Origin of the sequence: Mycobacterium marinum, from assembly GCF_003391395.1 — a bacterium.
Lineage (GTDB): Bacteria > Actinomycetota > Actinomycetes > Mycobacteriales > Mycobacteriaceae > Mycobacterium > Mycobacterium marinum.
Map to the genome: position 1 here is coordinate 3,785,308 of NZ_CP024190.1, position 20,609 is coordinate 3,805,916.

The 20,609-nt window shown below is 66.8% G+C and carries 1 protein-coding gene (running past one end of the window); it reads left to right on the forward strand.

The genetic code is table 11. The annotated features are described in order from the left end of the window. Window positions 1-20,398, forward strand: partial view of a non-ribosomal peptide synthase/polyketide synthase gene (locus CCUG20998_RS15760; RefSeq protein ID WP_116269120.1) — the 3' portion only. The gene continues 15,677 nt to the left of window position 1, outside the view; only the last 20,398 of its 36,075 coding nucleotides appear in the window; the start codon falls outside the window, past its left edge; it ends in the stop codon at window positions 20,396-20,398. Window positions 20,399-20,609 lie beyond the last annotated feature (211 nt).

Genomic DNA, 20,609 nt, shown 5'->3' on the forward strand with positions numbered 1-20,609 from the left:
GTTGCCGGCGTATATGGTTCCGGCCGCCTTCATGGTGATCGACGAACTACCGTTGACGGTCAACGGCAAACTCGACCGCCGCGCCCTGCCCGCCCCCGACTACACCACCAGCGCGCAGGCTTATCTCGCCCCGCAGGGACCGGTGGAAGAAGTCCTGGCCAGCCTCTACGCCCAAATCCTCGGCGGTAGTGACCGGGTCAGCGCCGCCGACTCCTTCTTCGAGCTCGGCGGGGATTCGCTCTCGGCGATGCGTTTGATCGCCGCCGCCAACACCACCCTGCACGCCGGTCTACGCGTTGCTGATGTGTTCGAAGCCCCCACCATCACCGCCCTCGCCGAGCTGGTGGGCACCACCACCACTACACAGGCGGTGCCGGCGTTGATCGCCGGTGAGCGCCCGCCGCGGGTGCCGTTGTCGTTTGCCCAGTCCCGGCTGTGGTTTCTTGAACAGCTTCAAGGCCCCTCGGCGGTCTACAACATCCCGGTCGTCCTGCACCTGCACGGCCCGCTGGACACCGAGGCACTCCGGGCCGCACTCACCGATCTGATCACCCGCCACGAAACCCTGCGCACCCGCTTTCCCAGCATCGACGGCACCGGCTACCAAGACATCCTCACCCCCAACCAAGCCGAAATCTTCTGGCAGGTCGTGGATGCCCGCGGGTGGACACCCCAACACCTGCACACCGCTATCGACGAAGCCACCAACTACCACTTCGATCTAGCCGCCGAGATCCCGATCCGCGCCACCGTCTTGCACACCGCACCCCACCAGCACGTGCTGGTACTGCTGATCCACCACATCGCCGCCGACGGCTGGTCGCTAGGCCCGCTCGCCCGCGACCTCGACACCGCCTACACCGCCCGCACCGCCGGACACCCACCGACCTGGGTGCCGCTGCCGGTGCACTACGCCGACTACACCCTGTGGCACCACCAACTCCTCGGCGACCCCCACGACCCCACCAGCCTGCTGGCCACCGACCTGGCCTACTGGCAGCACACCCTGGCCGGACTCCCCGAACACCTGCCCCTGCCCACCGACCGCCCCTACCCCCCGATCGCCGACTACCGCGGCGCCAGCCACCAATTCAGCTGGCCCCCCGAACTAACCACCGCAATCCACACCCTGGCCCACACCCACCACGTCTCGGTCTTCATGGTCATCCACGCCGCCCTGACCGTGGTCCTAGCCACCCTCGCCGACACCAACGACATCGCCATCGGCGTCCCGATCGCCGCACGCACCCACCCCCACCTCGATGAACTGATCGGCTTCTTCGTCAACACCCTGGTGCTACGCACCCACACCCACCCCGCAGACACCCCCACCGACCTACTCGCCCACATCCGCGACCGCAGCCTGACCGCCTACCAACACCAACACGTCCCCTTCGAACTCCTTGTCGAACACCTCCAGCCCACCCGCTCCCGCACCCACCACCCCCTCATCCAGGTCATGCTCGCCTTCCAAAACCACCCCTGGACCCAACACGACACCACCGGCGCCGAAATGCGCCTGGGTGAAGCCAGCATCAGCCCCTACCCCGTCGCCACCCACACCGCCCGCATGGACCTGGTCATCTCCCTGACCGAACACCCCACCACCCCCAACACAGCACCGACCCTGACCGGCACCATCGAATACCGCACCGACGTCTATAACCCCACCACCATCAACACCCTGGCCACCCGCCTGCACCACACCCTGCACGCCTTCACCACCCACCCCAACCAACCCCTGCACCACCTCGACCTCCTCACCGACACCGAACACACCCAACTACACACCTGGGGCAACCACCCCACCCTCACCGCTCCCACCACCACGGCGGCGATCTCGATTCCCGCCGCCTTCACCAACATCGTCGCCACCCACCCCCACGCCCCGGCCCTCACCTTCGAGGACCACACCTGGACCTACCACGACCTCGATACGGCCAGCACCCAACTCGCCCACCACCTCCTGAACTACGGCGCTGGGCCGGGTGCGGTCGTCGCGCTGCTGCTCCCGCGCAGCGACCACGCCATCCTCACCATCCTGGCCGTCCTCAAAACCGGGGCCGCCTACCTCCCCATCGACCCCCACCACCCCCCAACGCGTATCGCGTTCATGCTCACCGACACCACCCCCACCGCGATCATCACCACCACCGAACTCGCCCAACACCTCCCCGACACCCCAGCCATCGCCACCATCACCCTCGACACCCTCACCCTCGATGACCACCCCACCACCCCACTACCCCCACCCAGCCCCCACGACCTGGCGTATCTGATCTACACCTCCGGCACCACCGGAACCCCCAAAGGCGTGGCCATCACCCACCACAACGCCACCACCCTGCTCACCCAACTCGATCTCGACATCCCCACCGGCGGGGTGTGGTCGCAATGGCACTCCTACGCCTTCGATGTCTCGGTCTGGGAAATCTTCGGCGCCCTGCTGCGCGGAGCCCGCCTGGTCGTCGCGCCCGAGGACGTCATCACCTCACCCGAAGAGCTGCACCAGCTCCTGGCCACCGAACAAGTCACCGTCCTGAGCCACACCCCCTCCGCACTCGCCCAGCTCTCACCACAAACCCTCGATACCGCCACGGTGATCGTCGCGGGCGAAGCCTGCCCACCCGACCTAGCCCAACGCTGGGCTAGCGGTCGCGCCCTGCTCAACGCCTACGGCCCCACCGAAACCACCATCTACGCCACCACCAGCAACCCCCTACAACCCGACGCCGACCTGGTCCCGATCGGCGCCCCCGTGCCCGGCGCCGGGGTATTCGTCCTCGACAGGTGGCTGCGCCCGGTTCCGCCCGGGACCGTGGGTGAGTTGTATGTGGCCGGTACTGGGGTCGGTGTCGGCTATTGGCGCCGGGGTGGGTTGAGTGCGGCCCGGTTTGTCGCATGCCCGTTCGGGGCGGCCGGGTCGCGGATGTATCGCACCGGTGATCTGGTGTGTTGGGGCCCTGATGGGCAACTGCAATATGTGGGCCGCGCCGATGAGCAAGTCAAAATCCGTGGTTACCGCATCGAATGCGGCGAAGTCACCGCCGCCCTGACCACACTCGACCCCATCGATCAGGCGGTGGTGATCGCCCGCAACGACGCCCCCGGCCAACCCCGGCTGGTGGCCTACTACACCACCACCAGCGGGACCGGGCTCGACACCACCGACATCCGCGCCTCCTTGAGCCAGGTGTTGCCGGCGTATATGGTTCCGGCCGCCTTCATGGTGATCGACGAACTACCGTTGACGGTCAACGGCAAACTCGACCGCCGCGCTTTGCCCGCCCCCGACTACACCACCAGCGCGCAGGCTTATGTGGCGCCGCAGGGGCCGGTGGAAGAAGTCCTGGCCAGCCTCTACGCCCAGATCCTCGGTGGTAGTGACCGGGTCAGCGCCGCCGACTCCTTCTTTGATCTGGGTGGGGATTCGCTGTCGGCGATGCGTTTGATCGCCGCCGCCAACACCACCCTGCACGCCGGTCTGCGCGTTGCTGATGTGTTCGAAGCCCCCACCATCACCGCCCTCGCCGAGCTGGTGGGCACCACCACCACTACACAGGCGGTGCCGGCGTTGATCGCGGGTGAGCGTCCGGCGTTGGTGCCGTTGTCGTTTGCCCAGTCCCGGCTGTGGTTTCTTGAGCAGCTTCAAGGCCCCTCGGCGGTCTACAACATCCCGGTCGTCCTGCACCTGCACGGCCCGCTGGACACCGAGGCACTCCGGGCCGCACTCGACGATCTGATCACCCGCCACGAAACCCTGCGCACCCGCTTCAGCACCACGAGCGAGGGGATCGGCTACCAAGACATCCTCACCCCCGAACAGGCCGACATGAGCTGGCAGGTGGTGGATGCCCAGGGTTGGACACCCCAACACCTGCACACCGCTATCGACGAAGCCACCAACTACCACTTCGATCTAGCCGCCGAGATCCCGATCCGCGCCACCGTCTTGCACACCGCACCCCACCAGCACGTGCTGGTACTGCTGATCCACCACATCGCCGCCGACGGCTGGTCGCTGGGCCCGCTCGCCCGCGACCTCGACACCGCCTACACCGCCCGCACCGCCGGACACCCACCGGCCTGGGTGCCGCTGCCGGTGCACTACGCCGACTACACCCTGTGGCACCACCAACTCCTCGGCGACCCCCACGACCCGGCCAGTCTGCTGGCCACCGACCTGGCCTACTGGCAGCACACCCTGGCCGGACTCCCCGAACACCTGCCCCTGCCCACCGACCGCCCCTACCCCCCGATCGCCGACTACCGCGGCGCCAGCCACCAATTCAGCTGGCCCCCCGAACTAACCACCGCAATCCACACCCTGGCCCACACCCACCACGTCTCGGTCTTCATGGTCATCCACGCCGCCCTGACCGTGGTCCTAGCCACCCTCGCCGACACCAACGATGTGGCGATCGGTGTCCCGATCGCCGCACGCACCCACCCCCACCTCGATGAACTGATCGGGTTCTTCGTCAACACCCTGGTGCTACGCACCCACACCCACCCCGCAGACACCCCCACCGACCTACTCGCCCACATCCGCGAGGACAGCCTGACCGCATACCAACACCAACACGTCCCCTTCGAACTATTGGTCGAACACCTGCACCCGACCCGCTCCCGCACCCACCACCCCCTCATCCAGGTCATGCTCGCCTTCCAAAACCACCCCTGGACCCAACACGACACCACCGGCGCCGAAATGCGCCTGGGTGAAGCCAGCATCAGCCCGTATCCGGTCGCCACCCACACCGCCCGCATGGACCTGGTCATCTCCCTGACCGAACACCCCACCACCCCCAACACAGCACCGGCCCTGACCGGCACCATCGAATACCGCACCGACGTCTATGACCCCACCACCATCAACACCCTGGCCACCCGCCTGCACCACACCCTGCACGCCTTCACCACCCACCCCGACCAACCCCTGCACCACCTCGACCTACTCACCGACACCGAACACACCCACCTGCGCACCTGGGGCAACCACCCCACCCTCACCGCTCCCACCACCACACCCGCGATCTCGATTCCCGCCGCCTTCACCGCCCAAGTCGCCGCTCACCCCCACGCCCCGGCCCTCACCTTCGAGGACCACACCTGGACCTACCAACAACTCGATACGGCCAGCACCCAACTCGCCCACCACCTCCTGAACTACGGCGCTGGGCCGGGTGCGGTCGTCGCGCTGCTGCTCCCGCGCAGCGACCACGCCATCCTCACCATCCTGGCCATCCTCAAAACCGGGGCCGCCTACCTCCCCATCGACCCCCACCACCCCCCCACGCGTATCGCGTTCATGCTCACCGACACCACCCCCACCGCGATCATCACCACCACCGAACTGACCACCCACCTCCCCACCAGCAGTGGTGTCCCGGTCATCACCCTCGACACCCTCACCCTCGATGACCACCCCACCACGCCACTGCTCCCACCCGACCCCCACGACCTGGCGTATCTGATCTACACCTCCGGCACCACCGGAACCCCCAAAGGCGTGGCCATCACCCACCACAACGTCACCACCCTGCTCACCGACCTGCAGCTAGACATCGCTATAGACGGTGTCTGGTCGCAATGGCACTCCTACAGCTTCGATGTCGCGGTCCTGGAAGTCTTCGGGGCCCTGCTCCATGGTGGGCGGCTGGTCGTGGTGCCCGAACAAGTCGTGCATAGCCCCCCAGACCTGCACCAACTACTCATCGACGAACACGTCAGTGTGCTCAACCACACCCCTTCGGGGTTGGGGGCGCTGAGCCCCCAAGGCCTCGACGAAGTCAGCGCTGTCATCTTGATCGGTGAGGCCTGCCCAGCAGAGCTGGTCGATCAGTGGGCCCCGGGGCGAACCCTGATCAACGCCTACGGCCCCACCGAAGCCACGATCTACCTCACCGCCGCACCGCCGCTGCACGCCGGCGCCACTGTGGTGCCGATCGGCGCACCCGTGCCCGGGGCCGGGGTGTTCGTCCTCGATGGCTGGCTGCGTCCGGTTCCGCCGGGGACCGTGGGTGAGTTGTATGTCGCCGGTGCTGGGGTGGGTGTCGGCTATTGGCGCCGGGGTGGGTTGAGTGCGGCCCGGTTTGTCGCCTGCCCGTTCGGGGCGGCCGGGTCGCGGATGTATCGCACCGGTGACCTGGTGTGTTGGGGCCCTGATGGGCAACTGCAGTATCTGGGCCGCGCCGATGAGCAAGTCAAAATCCGTGGCTACCGCATCGAATGCGGCGAAGTCGCCGCCGCCCTGGCCGCACTCGATGGGGTGGATCAGGCGGTGGTGATCGCCCACGACGACGCCCCCGGCCAACCCCGGCTGGTCGCCTACTACACCACCACCGGTAACGCGGGGATCGATACGGCGTGGCTGCGTGACCGGTTAAGCGAGGTCCTGCCGGCGTATATGGTTCCGGCCGCCTTCATGGTGATCGACGAACTACCACTAACGGTCAACGGCAAACTCGACCGCCGCGCCCTGCCCGCCCCCGACTACACCACCAGCGCGCAGGCTTATGTGGCGCCGCAGGGACCGGTGGAAGAAACCCTGGCCAGCCTCTACGCCCAAATCCTCGGCCGTAGTGACCGGGTCAGTGCCGCCGACTCGTTCTTTGAGCTCGGCGGGGATTCCCTGTCGGCGATGCGTCTGATCGCCGCCGCCAACACCACCCTGCACACCGGTCTACGCGTTGCTGATGTGTTCGAAGCCCCCACCATCACCGCCCTCGCCGAGCGTGTCGGGGCCGACCCGGTCGCTCAGCTGCCATTAATCGCCGGCCCCCGCCCGCCGCGGGTGCCGTTGTCGTTTGCCCAGTCCCGATTGTGGTTTCTTGAGCAGCTTCAAGGCCCCTCGGCGGTCTACAACATCCCGGTCGTCCTGCACCTGCACGGCCCGCTGGACACCGAGGCACTCCGGGCCGCACTCGACGATCTGATCACCCGCCACGAAACCCTGCGCACCCGCTTCAGCACCACGAGCGAGGGGATCGGCTACCAAGACATCCTCACCCCCGAACAGGCCGACATGAGCTGGCAGGTGGTGGATGCCCAGGGTTGGACACCCCAACACCTGCACACCGCTATCGACGAAGCCACCAACTACCACTTCGATCTAGCCGCCGAGATCCCGATCCGCGCCACCGTCTTGCACACCGCCGACCACCAGCACGTGCTGGTACTGCTGATCCACCACATCGCCGCCGACGGCTGGTCGCTGGGCCCGCTCGCCCGCGACCTGAACACCGCCTACACCGCCCGCACCGCCGGACACCCACCGGCCTGGGTGCCGCTGCCGGTGCACTACGCCGACTACACCCTGTGGCACCACCAACTCCTCGGCGACCCCCACGACCCGGCCAGCCTGCTGGCCACCGACCTGGCCTACTGGCAGCACACCCTGGCCGGACTCCCCGAACACCTGCCCCTGCCCACCGACCGCCCCTACCCCCCGATCGCCGACTACCGCGGCGCCAGCCACCAATTCAGCTGGCCCCCCGAACTAACCACCGCAATCCACACCCTGGCCCACACCCACCACGTCTCGGTCTTCATGGTCATCCACGCCGCCCTGACCGTGGTCCTAGCCACCCTCGCCGACACCAACGATGTGGCGATCGGTGTCCCGATCGCCGCACGCACCCACCCCCACCTCGATGAACTGATCGGGTTCTTCGTCAACACCCTGGTCCTGCGCACCCACACCCACCCCGCAGACACCCCCACCGACCTACTCGCCCACATCCGCGAGGACAGCCTGACCGCGTTCGAACACCAACACGTCCCCTTCGAACTCCTCGTCGAACACCTCCAGCCCACCCGCTCCCGCACCCACCACCCCCTCATCCAGGTCATGCTCGCCTTCCAAAACCACCCCTGGACCCAACACGACACCCCTCTGGCCCTGGGTGAGGCCCGGATCAGCCCCTACCCCGTCGCCACCCACACCGCCCGCATGGACCTGGTCATCTCCCTGACCGAACACCCCACCACCCCCGACACAGCACCGGCCCTGACCGGCACCATCGAATACCGCACCGACGTCTATAACCCCACCACCATCAACACCCTGGCCACCCGCCTGCACCACACCCTGCACGCCTTCACCACCCACCCCGACCAACCCCTGCACCACCTCGACCTCCTCACCGACACCGAACACACCCAACTACGCACCTGGGGCAACCACCCCACCCTCACCGCTCCCACCACCACACCCGCGATCTCGATTCCCGCCGCCTTCACCAACGTCGTCGCCACCCACCCCCACGCCCCGGCCCTCACCTTCGAGGACCACACCTGGACCTACCACGACCTCGATACGGCCAGCACCCAACTCGCCCACCACCTACTGAACTACGGCGCTGGGCCGGGTGCGGTCGTCGCGCTGCTGCTCCCGCGCAGCGACCACGCCATCCTCACCATCCTGGCCATCCTCAAAACCGGGGCCGCCTACCTCCCCATCGACCCCCACCACCCCCCCACGCGTATCGCGTTCATGCTCACCGACACCACCCCCACCGCAGTACTGACCACCACCGAACTGACCACCCACCTCCCCACCAGCACCGGCACCGGCAGTGGTGTTCCGGTGATCACCCTCGACACCCTCACCAACCTCGATGACCACCCCACCACCCCACTGCTCCCACCCGACCCCCACGACCTGGCGTATCTGATCTACACCTCCGGCACCACCGGAACCCCCAAAGGCGTGGCCATCACCCACCACAACATCGCCAGTTGGATCAGCTCCCTGCATCAGCGGGGCATCTACGGGTCGGGGGCCCCCCAGCACAGCTGGTCGCAATGCCACTCCTACGCCTTCGACTACTCCGTCTGGGAAATCTTCGGCGCCCTGCTCGGCGGCGGACGGGTCGTGGTCGTGCCCGAGGACATCATCACCTCACCCGAGGACTTCCACGCCCTGCTCGTCACCGAGCAGGTCAGTGTTCTCAGCCAAACCCCCGCCGCACTCCAGAACCTGCCACCAGAAGGACTGGAAAACACCACCCTCCTCACCGGAGGTGAGCCCTGTCCTGCTGACCTACTAGATCGCTGGGCACCAGGGCGGATCATGCTCAACGCCTACGGCCCCACCGAAACCACCGTGGCAGCCACCATCACCGCCCCGCTGGTGGCAGGGACCCCGGTGGTGCCGATCGGCGCCCCCGTGCCCGGGGCCGGGGTATTCGTGCTGGATGGGTGGCTGCGTCCGGTGCCGCCGGGGACCGTGGGTGAGTTGTATGTCGCCGGTACTGGGGTGGGTGTCGGCTATTGGCGCCGGGGTGGGTTGAGTGCGGCCCGGTTTGTGGCATGCCCGTTCGGGGCGGGTGGGTCGCGGATGTATCGCACCGGTGACCTGGTGTGTTGGGGCCCTGATGGGCAACTGCAATATGTGGGCCGCGCTGATGAGCAAGTCAAAATCCGTGGTTACCGCATCGAATGCGGCGAAGTCGCCGCCGCCCTGACCACACTCGACCCCATCGATCAGGCGGTGGTGATCGCCCGCGACGACGCCCCCGGCCAACCCCGGCTGGTCGCCTACTACACCACCACCGGTAACGCGGGGATCGATACGGCGTGGCTGCGTGACCGCCTAAGTGAGGTGTTGCCGGCGTATATGGTTCCGGCCGCCTTCATGGTGATCGACGAACTACCGTTGACGGTCAACGGCAAACTCGACCGCCGCGCTTTGCCCGCCCCCGACTACACCACCAGCGCGCAGGCTTATGTGGCGCCGCAGGGACCGGTGGAAGAAGTCCTGGCCAGCCTCTACGCCCAGATCCTCGGCGGTAGTGACCGGGTCAGCGCCGCCGACTCGTTCTTTGAGCTCGGCGGGGATTCGCTGTCGGCGATGCGTTTGATCGCCGCCGCCAACACCACCCTGCACGCCGGTCTGCGGGTTGCTGATGTGTTCGAAGCCCCCACCATCACCGCCCTCGCCCACCGAATCGCCACCACCACCACCACGACCACGCAGCAGGCGGTGGCGGCGTTGGTCGCGGGTGAGCGCCCGCCGCGGGTGCCGTTGTCGTTTGCCCAGTCCCGGCTGTGGTTTCTTGAGCAGCTTCAAGGCCCCTCGGCGGTCTACAACATCCCGGTCGTCCTGCACCTGCACGGGCCCCTGGACACCGAGGCACTCCGAGCCGCACTCGACGATCTGATCACCCGCCACGAAACCCTGCGCACCCGCTTCAGCACCACGAGCGAGGGGATCGGCTACCAAGACATCCTCACCCCCAACCAAGCCGAAATCTTCTGGCAGGTGGTGGATGCCCGCGGGTGGACACCCCAACACCTGCACACCGCTATCGACGAAGCCACCAACTACCACTTCGATCTAGCCGCCGAGATCCCGATCCGCGCCACCGTCTTGCACACCGCACCCCACCAGCACGTGCTGGTACTGCTGATCCACCACATCGCCGCCGACGGCTGGTCGCTGGGCCCGCTCGCCCGCGACCTCGACACCGCCTACACCGCCCGCACCGCCGGACACCCACCGGCCTGGGTGCCGCTGCCGGTGCACTACGCCGACTACACCCTGTGGCACCACCAACTCCTCGGCGACCCCCACGACCCCACCAGCCTGCTGGCCACCGACCTGGCCTACTGGCAGCACACCCTGGCCGGACTCCCCGAACACCTGCCCCTGCCCACCGACCGCCCCTACCCCCCGATCGCCGACTACCGCGGCGCCAGCCACCAATTCAGCTGGCCCCCCGAACTAACCACCGCAATCCACACCCTGGCCCACACCCACCACGTCTCGGTCTTCATGGTCATCCACGCCGCCCTGACCGTGGTCCTAGCCACCCTCGCCGACACCAACGACATCGCCATCGGTGTCCCGATCGCCGCACGCACCCACCCCCACCTCGATGAACTGATCGGGTTCTTCGTCAACACCCTGGTGCTACGCACCCACACCCACCCCGCAGACACCCCCACCGACCTACTCGCCCACATCCGCGACCGCAGCCTGACCGCGTTCGAACACCAACACGTGCCCTTCGAACTCCTTGTCGAACACCTGCACCCGACCCGCTCCCGCACCCACCACCCCCTCATCCAGGTCATGCTCGCCTTCCAAAACCACCCCTGGACCCAACACGACACCACCGGCGCCGAAATGCGCCTGGGTGAAGCCAGCATCAGCCCGTATCCGGTCGCCACCCACACCGCCCGCATGGACCTGGTCATCTCCCTGACCGAACACCCCACCACCCCCAACACAGCACCGACCCTGACCGGCACCATCGAATACCGCACCGACGTCTATGACCCCACCACCATCAACACCCTGGCCACCCGCCTGCACCACACCCTGCACGCCTTCACCACCCACCCCGACCAACCCCTGCACCACCTCGACCTCCTCACCGACACCGAACACACCCAACTGCGCACCTGGGGCAACCACCCCACCCTCACCGCTCCCGTCACCACACCCGCGATCTCGATTCCCGCCGCCTTCACCAACATCGTCGCCACCCACCCCCACGCCCCGGCCCTCACCTTCGAGGACCACACCTGGACCTACCACGACCTCGATACGGCCAGCACCCAACTCGCCCACCACCTCACCACCACCTACGGGGCTCGAGCGGGTGCGGTCGTCGCGCTGCTGCTCCCGCGCAGCGACCACGCCATCCTCACCATCCTGGCCATCCTCAAAACCGGGGCCGCCTACCTCCCCATCGACCCCCACCACCCCCACGCCCGTATCGCGTTCATGCTCACCGACACCACCCCCACCGCGATCATCACCACCACCGAACTGACCACCCACCTCCCCACCAGCAGTGGTGTCCCGGTCATCACCCTCGACACCCTCACCCTCGATGACCACCCCACCACGCCACTGCTCCCACCCGACCCCCACGACCTGGCGTATCTGATCTACACCTCCGGCACCACCGGAACCCCCAAAGGCGTGGCCATCACCCACCACAACGTCACCACCCTGCTCACCGACCTGCAGCTAGACATCGCTATAGACGGTGTCTGGTCGCAATGGCACTCCTACAGCTTCGATGTCGCGGTCCTGGAAGTCTTCGGGGCCCTGCTCCATGGTGGGCGGCTGGTCGTGGTGCCCGAACAAGTCGTGCATAGCCCCCCAGACCTGCACCAACTACTCATCGACGAACACGTCAGTGTGCTCAACCACACCCCTTCGGGGTTGGGGGCGCTGAGCCCCCAAGGCCTCGACGAAGTCAGCGCTGTCATCTTGATCGGTGAGGCCTGCCCAGCAGAGCTGGTCGATCAGTGGGCCCCGGGGCGAACCCTGATCAACGCCTACGGCCCCACCGAAGCCACGATCTACCTCACCGCCGCACCGCCGCTGCACGCCGGCGCCACTGTGGTGCCGATCGGCGCACCCGTGCCCGGGGCCGGGGTGTTCGTCCTCGATGGCTGGCTGCGTCCGGTTCCGCCGGGGACCGTGGGTGAGTTGTATGTCGCCGGTGCTGGGGTGGGTGTCGGCTATTGGCGCCGGGGTGGGTTGAGTGCGGCCCGGTTTGTCGCCTGCCCGTTCGGGGCGGCCGGGTCGCGGATGTATCGCACCGGTGACCTGGTGTGTTGGGGCCCTGATGGGCAACTGCAGTATCTGGGCCGCGCCGATGAGCAAGTCAAAATCCGTGGCTACCGCATCGAATGCGGCGAAGTCACCGCCGCCCTGGCCGCACTCGACGGGGTGGATCAGGCGGTGGTGATCGCCCACGACGACGCCCCCGGCCAAACCCGGCTGGTCGCCTACTACACCACCACCGGTAACGCGGGGATCGATACGGCGTGGCTGCGTGACCGGTTAAGCGAGGTCCTGCCGGCGTATATGGTTCCGGCCGCCTTCATGGTGATCGACGAACTACCGTTGACGGTCAACGGCAAACTCGACCGCCGCGCCCTGCCCGCCCCCGACTACACCACCAGCGCGCAGGCTTATGTGGCGCCGCAGGGGCCGGTGGAAGAAACCCTGGCCAGCCTCTACGCCCAAATCCTCGGCCGTAGTGACCGGGTCAGCGCCGCCGACTCGTTCTTTGAGCTCGGCGGAGATTCGCTGTCGGCGATGCGTTTGATCGCCGCCGCCAACACCACCCTGCACACCGGTCTACGCGTTGCTGATGTGTTCGAAGCCCCCACCATCACCGCCCTCGCCGAGCTGGTGGGCACCACCACCACTACACAGGCGGTGCCGGCGTTGGTCGCGGGTGAGCGCCCGCCGCGGGTGCCGTTGTCGTTTGCCCAGTCCCGGCTGTGGTTTCTTGAGCAGCTTCAAGGCCCCTCGGCGGTCTACAACATCCCGGTCGTCCTGCACCTGCACGGCCCGCTGGACACCGAGGCACTCCGAGCCGCACTCACCGATCTGATCACCCGCCACGAAACCCTGCGCACCCGCTTCAGCACCACGAGCGAGGGGATCGGCTACCAAGACATCCTCACCCCCAACCAAGCCGAAATCTTCTGGCAGGTGGTGGATGCCCGCGGGTGGACACCCCAACACCTGCACACCGCTATCGACGAAGCCACCAACTACCACTTCGATCTAGCCGCCGAGATCCCGATCCGCGCCACCGTCTTGCACACCGCACCCCACCAGCACGTGCTGGTACTGCTGATCCACCACATCGCCGCCGACGGCTGGTCGCTAGGCCCGCTCGCCCGCGACCTGAACACCGCCTACACCGCCCGCACCGCCGGACACCCACCGGCCTGGGTGCCGCTGCCGGTGCACTACGCCGACTACACCCTGTGGCACCACCAACTCCTCGGCGACCCCCACGACCCCACCAGCCTGCTGGCCACCGACCTGGCCTACTGGCAGCACACCCTGGCCGGACTCCCCGAACACCTGCCCCTGCCCACCGACCGCCCCTACCCCCCGATCGCCGACTACCGCGGCGCCAGCCACCAATTCAGCTGGCCCCCCGAACTAACCACCGCAATCCACACCCTGGCCCACACCCACCACGTCTCGGTCTTCATGGTCATCCACGCCGCCCTGACCGTGGTCCTAGCCACCCTCGCCGACACCAACGACATCGCCATCGGCGTCCCGATCGCCGCACGCACCCACCCCCACCTCGATGAACTGATCGGCTTCTTCGTCAACACCCTGGTCCTGCGCACCCACACCCACCCCGCAGACACCCCCACCGACCTACTCGCCCACATCCGCGAGGACAGCCTGACCGCATACCAACACCAACACGTGCCCTTCGAACTCCTTGTCGAACACCTCAACCCGACCCGCTCCCGCACCCACCACCCCCTCATCCAGGTCATGCTCGCCTTCCAAAACCACCCCTGGACCCAACACGACACCACCGGCGCCGAAATGCGCCTGGGTGAAGCCAGCATCAGCCCCTACCCCGTCGCCACCCACACCGCCCGCATGGACCTGGTCATCTCCCTGACCGAACACCCCACCAGCCCCGACACAGCACCGACCCTGACCGGCGCCATCGAATACCGCACCGACGTCTATGACCCCACCACCATCAACACCCTGGCCACCCGCCTGCACCACACCCTGCACGCCTTCACCACCCACCCCGACCAACCCCTGCACCACCTCGACCTCCTCACCGACACCGAACACACCCAACTACACACCTGGGGCAACCACCCCACCCTCACCGCTCCCACCACCACGGCGGCGATCTCGATTCCCGCCGCCTTCACCGCCCAAGTCGCCGCTCACCCCCACGCCCCGGCCCTCACCTTCGAGGACCACACCTGGACCTACCAACAACTCGATGCGGCCAGCACCCAACTCGCCCACCACCTCCTGAACTACGGCGCTGGGCCGGGTGCGGTCGTTGCGCTGCTGCTCCCGCGCAGCGACCACGCCATCCTCACCATCCTGGCCATCCTCAAAACCGGGGCCGCCTACCTCCCCATCGACCCCCACCACCCCCCCACGCGTATCGCGTTCATGCTCACCGACACCACCCCCACCGCGATCATCACCACCACCGAACTGACCACCCACCTCCCCCACACCCCAGCCATCGCCACCATCACCCTCGACACCCTCACCCTCGATGACCACCCCACCACCCCACTGCTCCCACCCGACCCCCACGACCTGGCGTACCTGATCTACACCTCCGGCACCACCGGAACCCCCAAAGGCGTGGCCATCACCCACCACAACGCCACCACCCTGCTCACCCAACTCGATCTCGACATCCCCACCGACGCGGTCTGGTCGCAATGGCACTCCTACGCCTTCGACGTCTCCGTCTGCGAAATCTTCGGCGCCCTACTCGGCGGAGGGCGGGTCGTGGTCGTACCCGAACACGTCATCACCTCCCCCCACGACCTGCACCACCTCCTGGCCACCGAACACGTCACCGTCCTCAGCCACACCCCCTCCGCGTTCTACGCACTACAAACCATCGACGACACCACCCACCACAACCCCACCCAGCCACCACTCGCCCTCACCACCGTGATCCTCGCCGGTGAAGCCTTCGCCCCCACCCGCGCCCACACCTGGCTGTCCCACCACCCCCACACCCGACTGATCAACATGTACGGCACCACCGAAACCACCGTGCACGCCACCCTGCGCGACATCACCGAACACGACACCACCAACGACACCAGCCCCATCGGCACCCCCCTGCACCACCTGGCCTTCGCCGTCCTCGACAGCTCGCTGCGCCCGGTCCCACCCGGAACCGTGGGTGAGTTGTATGTCGCCGGTGCTGGGGTCGGTGTCGGCTATTGGCGCCGGGGTGGGTTGAGCGCGGCCCGGTTTGTGGCATGTCCGTTCGGGGCGGCGGGGTCGCGGATGTATCGCACCGGTGATCTCGTGTGTTGGGGCCCTGATGGGCAACTGCAATATGTGGGCCGCGCTGATGAGCAAGTCAAAATCCGTGGTTACCGCATCGAATGCGGCGAAGTCGCCGCCGCCCTGGCCGCACTCGATGGGGTGCAGCAGGCGGTGGTGATCGCCCGCGATGACGCCCCCGGCCAACCCCGGCTGGTCGCCTACTACACCACCACCAGCGGGACCGGGCTCGACACCACCGACATCCGCGCCTCCTTGAGCCAGGTGTTGCCGGCGTATATGGTTCCGGCCGCCTTCATGGTGATCGACGAACTACCGTTGACGGTCAACGGCAAACTCGACCGCCGCGCTTTGCCCGCCCCCGACTACACCACCAGCGCGCAGGCTTATGTGGCGCCGCAGGGGCCGGTGGAAGAAGTCCTGGCCAGCCTCTACGCCCAGATCCTCGGTGGTAGTGACCGGGTCAGCGCCGCCGACTCCTTCTTTGATCTGGGTGGGGATTCGCTGTCGGCGATGCGTTTGATCGCCGCCGCCAACACCACCCTCAACACCAGTCTGCGCGTTGCTGATGTGTTCGAAGCCCCCACCATCACCGGGCTCGCCGAGCTGGTGGGCACCACCACCACGACCACGCAGCAGGCGGTGCCGGCGTTGATCGCCGGTGAGCGCCCGCCGCGGGTGCCGTTGTCGTTTGCCCAGTCCCGGCTGTGGTTTCTTGAACAGCTTCAAGGCCCCTCGGCGGTCTACAACATCCCGGTCGTCCTGCACCTGCACGGGCCCCTGGACACCGAGGCACTCCGAGCCGCACTCACCGATCTGATCACCCGCCACGAAACCCTGCGCACCCGCTTCAGCACCACGAGCGAGGGGATCGGCTACCAAGACATCCTCACCCCCAACCAAGCCGAAATCTTCTGGCAGGTGGTGGATGCCCAGGGTTGGACACCCCAACACCTGCACACCGCTATCGACGAAGCCACCAACTACCACTTCGATCTAGCCGCCGAGATCCCGATCCGCGCCACCGTCTTGCACACCGCACCCCACCAGCACGTGCTGGTACTGCTGATCCACCACATCGCCGCCGACGGCTGGTCGCTAGGCCCGCTCGCCCGCGACCTGAACACCGCCTACACCGCCCGCACCGCCGGACACCCACCGGCCTGGGTGCCGCTGCCGGTGCACTACGCCGACTACACCCTGTGGCACCACCAACTCCTCGGCGACCCCCACGACCCCACCAGCCTGCTGGCCACCGACCTGGCCTACTGGCAGCACACCCTGGCCGGACTCCCCGAACACCTGCCCCTGCCCACCGACCGCCCCTACCCCCCGATCGCCGACTACCGCGGCGCCAGCCACCAATTCAGCTGGCCCCCCGAACTAACCACCGCAATCCACACCCTGGCCCACACCCACCACGTCTCGGTCTTCATGGTCATCCACGCCGCCCTGACCGTGGTCCTAGCCACCCTCGCCGACACCAACGACATCGCCATCGGCGTCCCGATCGCCGCACGCACCCACCCCCACCTCGATGAACTGATCGGCTTCTTCGTCAACACCCTGGTCCTACGCACCCACACCCACCCCGCAGACACCCCCACCGACCTACTCGCCCACATCCGCGACCACAGCCTGACCGCCTACCAACACCAACACGTCCCCTTCGAACTCCTCGTCGAACACCTCCAGCCCACCCGCTCCCGCACCCACCACCCCCTCATCCAGGTCATGCTCGCCTTCCAAAACCACCCCTGGACCCAACACGACACCACCGGCGCCGAAATGCGCCTGGGTGAAGCCAGCATCAGCCCCTACCCCGTCGCCACCCACACCGCCCGCATGGACCTGGTCATCTCCCTGCGCGAACACGCCACCAGCCCCGACACAGCACCGACCCTGACCGGCGCCATCGAATACCGCACCGACGTCTATGACCCCACCACCATCAACACCCTGGCCACCCGCCTGCACCACACCCTGCACGCCTTCACCACCCACCCCGACCAACCCCTGCACCACCTCGACCTACTCACCGACACCGAACACACCCAACTACACACCTGGGGCAACCACCCCACCCTCACCGCTCCCACCACCACGGCGGCGATCTCGATTCCCGCCGCCTTCACCGCCCAAGTCGCCGCTCACCCCCACGCCCCGGCCCTCACCTTCGAGGACCACACCTGGACCTACCAACAACTCGATGCGGCCAGCACCCAACTCGCCCACCACCTCCTGAACTACGGCGCTGGGCCGGGTGCGGTCGTTGCGCTGCTGCTCCCGCGCAGCGACCACGCCATCCTCACCATCCTGGCCATCCTCAAAACCGGGGCCGCCTACCTCCCCATCGACCCCCACCACCCCCCAACGCGTATCGCGTTCATGCTCACCGACACCACCCCCACCGCAGTACTGACCACCACCGAACTGACCACCCACCTCCCCACCAGCACCGGCACCGGCAGTGGTGTTCCGGTGATCACCCTCGACACCCTCACCAACCTCGATGACCACCCCACCACCCCACTGCTCCCACCCGACCCCCACGACCTGGCGTATCTGATCTACACCTCCGGCACCACCGGAACCCCCAAAGGCGTGGCCATCACCCACCACAACATCGCCAGTTGGATCAGCTCCCTGCATCAGCGGGGCATCTACGGGTCGATACCGTCCCGGCAGAGCTGGTCGCAATGCCACTCCTACGCCTTCGACTACTCCGTCTGGGAAATCTTCGGCGCCCTGCTCGGCGGCGGACGGGTCGTGGTCGTGCCCGAGGACATCATCACCTCACCCGAGGACTTCCACGCCCTGCTCGTCACCGAGCAGGTCAGTGTTCTCAGCCAAACCCCCGCCGCACTCCAGAACCTGCCACCAGAAGGACTGGAAAACACCACCCTCCTCACCGGAGGTGAGCCCTGTCCTGCTGACCTACTAGATCGCTGGGCACCAGGGCGGATCATGCTCAACGCCTACGGCCCCACCGAAACCACCGTGGCAGCCACCATCACCGCCCCGCTGGTGGCAGGGACCCCGGTGGTGCCGATCGGCGCCCCCGTGCCCGGGGCCGGGGTATTCGTGCTGGATGGGTGGCTGCGTCCGGTTCCGCCGGGGACCGTGGGTGAGTTGTATGTCGCCGGTACTGGGGTGGGTGTCGGCTATTGGCGCCGGGGTGGGTTGAGTGCGGCCCGGTTTGTGGCATGCCCGTTCGGAGCAGCCGGGTCGCGGATGTATCGCACCGGTGACCTGGTGTGTTGGGGCCCTGATGGGCAACTGCAATATCTGGGCCGCGCCGATGAGCAAGTCAAAATCCGTGGTTACCGCATCGAATGCGGCGAAGTCGCCGCCGCCCTGACCGCACTCGACGGGGTGGATCAGGCGGTGGTGATCGCCCGCAACGACGCCCCCGGCCAACCCCGCCTGGTCGCCTACTACACCACCACCGGTAACGCGGGGATCGATACGGCGTGGCTGCGTGACCGCCTAAGTGAAGTCCTGCCGCCGTATATGGTTCCGGCCGCCTTCATCGAGATCGACCAACTACCACTAACGGTCAACGGCAAACTCGACCGCCACGCCCTGCCCACCCCCGACTACACCACCAGCGCACAGACCTACCTCGCCCCCCAAGGCCCCACCGAAAAAACCCTGGCCAACCTCTACACCCAAATCCTCGGCGGTAGTGACCGGGTCAGCGCCACCGACTCCTTCTTCGAACTCGGCGGAGACTCCCTCTCAGCCATGCGCCTAATCGCCGCCACCAACACCACCCTGCACACCGACCTCCGCGTCGCCGACATCTTCGACACCCCCACCATCACCACCCTCGCCCACCGAATCGACACCCAAGCCCAACCCGCCACCATCCCCCCCATCCAAACCCTGCGCACCGGCACCGGCACACCCCTGTTCTGCATCCACGCCACCAGCGGCATCAGCTGGCCCTACCAAACCCTCGCCAACCACCTCACCAACCCCCTCATCGGCATCAACCAAACCCTCAACGCCGACGAAACCCCACCCCACACCCTCCAAGCCATGGCCCACAACTACGCCACCCGCATCCAAAACACCCACCCCACCGGCCCCTACCACCTCCTCGGCTGGTCCTTCGGCGGCGTCCTCGCCCACCAAATCGCCATCGAACTACACCACCGCGGCCACACCGACACCCGACTCATCCTGCTCGACTCACTACCCACCCTCGACACCAACACCAACCCAACAACCACCCCCCGCAACGACCGCCAAACCCTGCAAACACTGCTCGGCCACCACCACACCACCATCCCCGACAACCAGCTACATCACCTCACCACCAACCACAACCACAACATCACCCTCTACCAACACCACCAACCCCACACCTACACCGGCCCCACCCTGCTCATCGCCGCCGAACACACCCCACCCCCCAACCACCCCACCTACGAAAGCACCCACACCAAAGCCGCATACCTCCTCCACGCCTGGCAACCACACCTCACCGGCCCCACCACCACCCACTCAACCAACAGCACACACCACCAACTCCTCCACCCCAACATCGTCCCCACCTACACCAACCACCTCAAAAACTTCCTCCAATGACACACACCAATCACCCAAAACGGCCCAACACAACACGCCCCACCGTTTGGGTTTCAGATCCCGTAACTAACTGATGCCCGGCACGAAAGACTCACTGTGATGCCAGGTTGTATCCGGCCGAATTCCTCACCCACACAATCGCGCTCGTACACCGGTGACCCCACAAAGACAGACCCCCGACCATCTCGGCACAGACCCAGTCGCCCTCTCG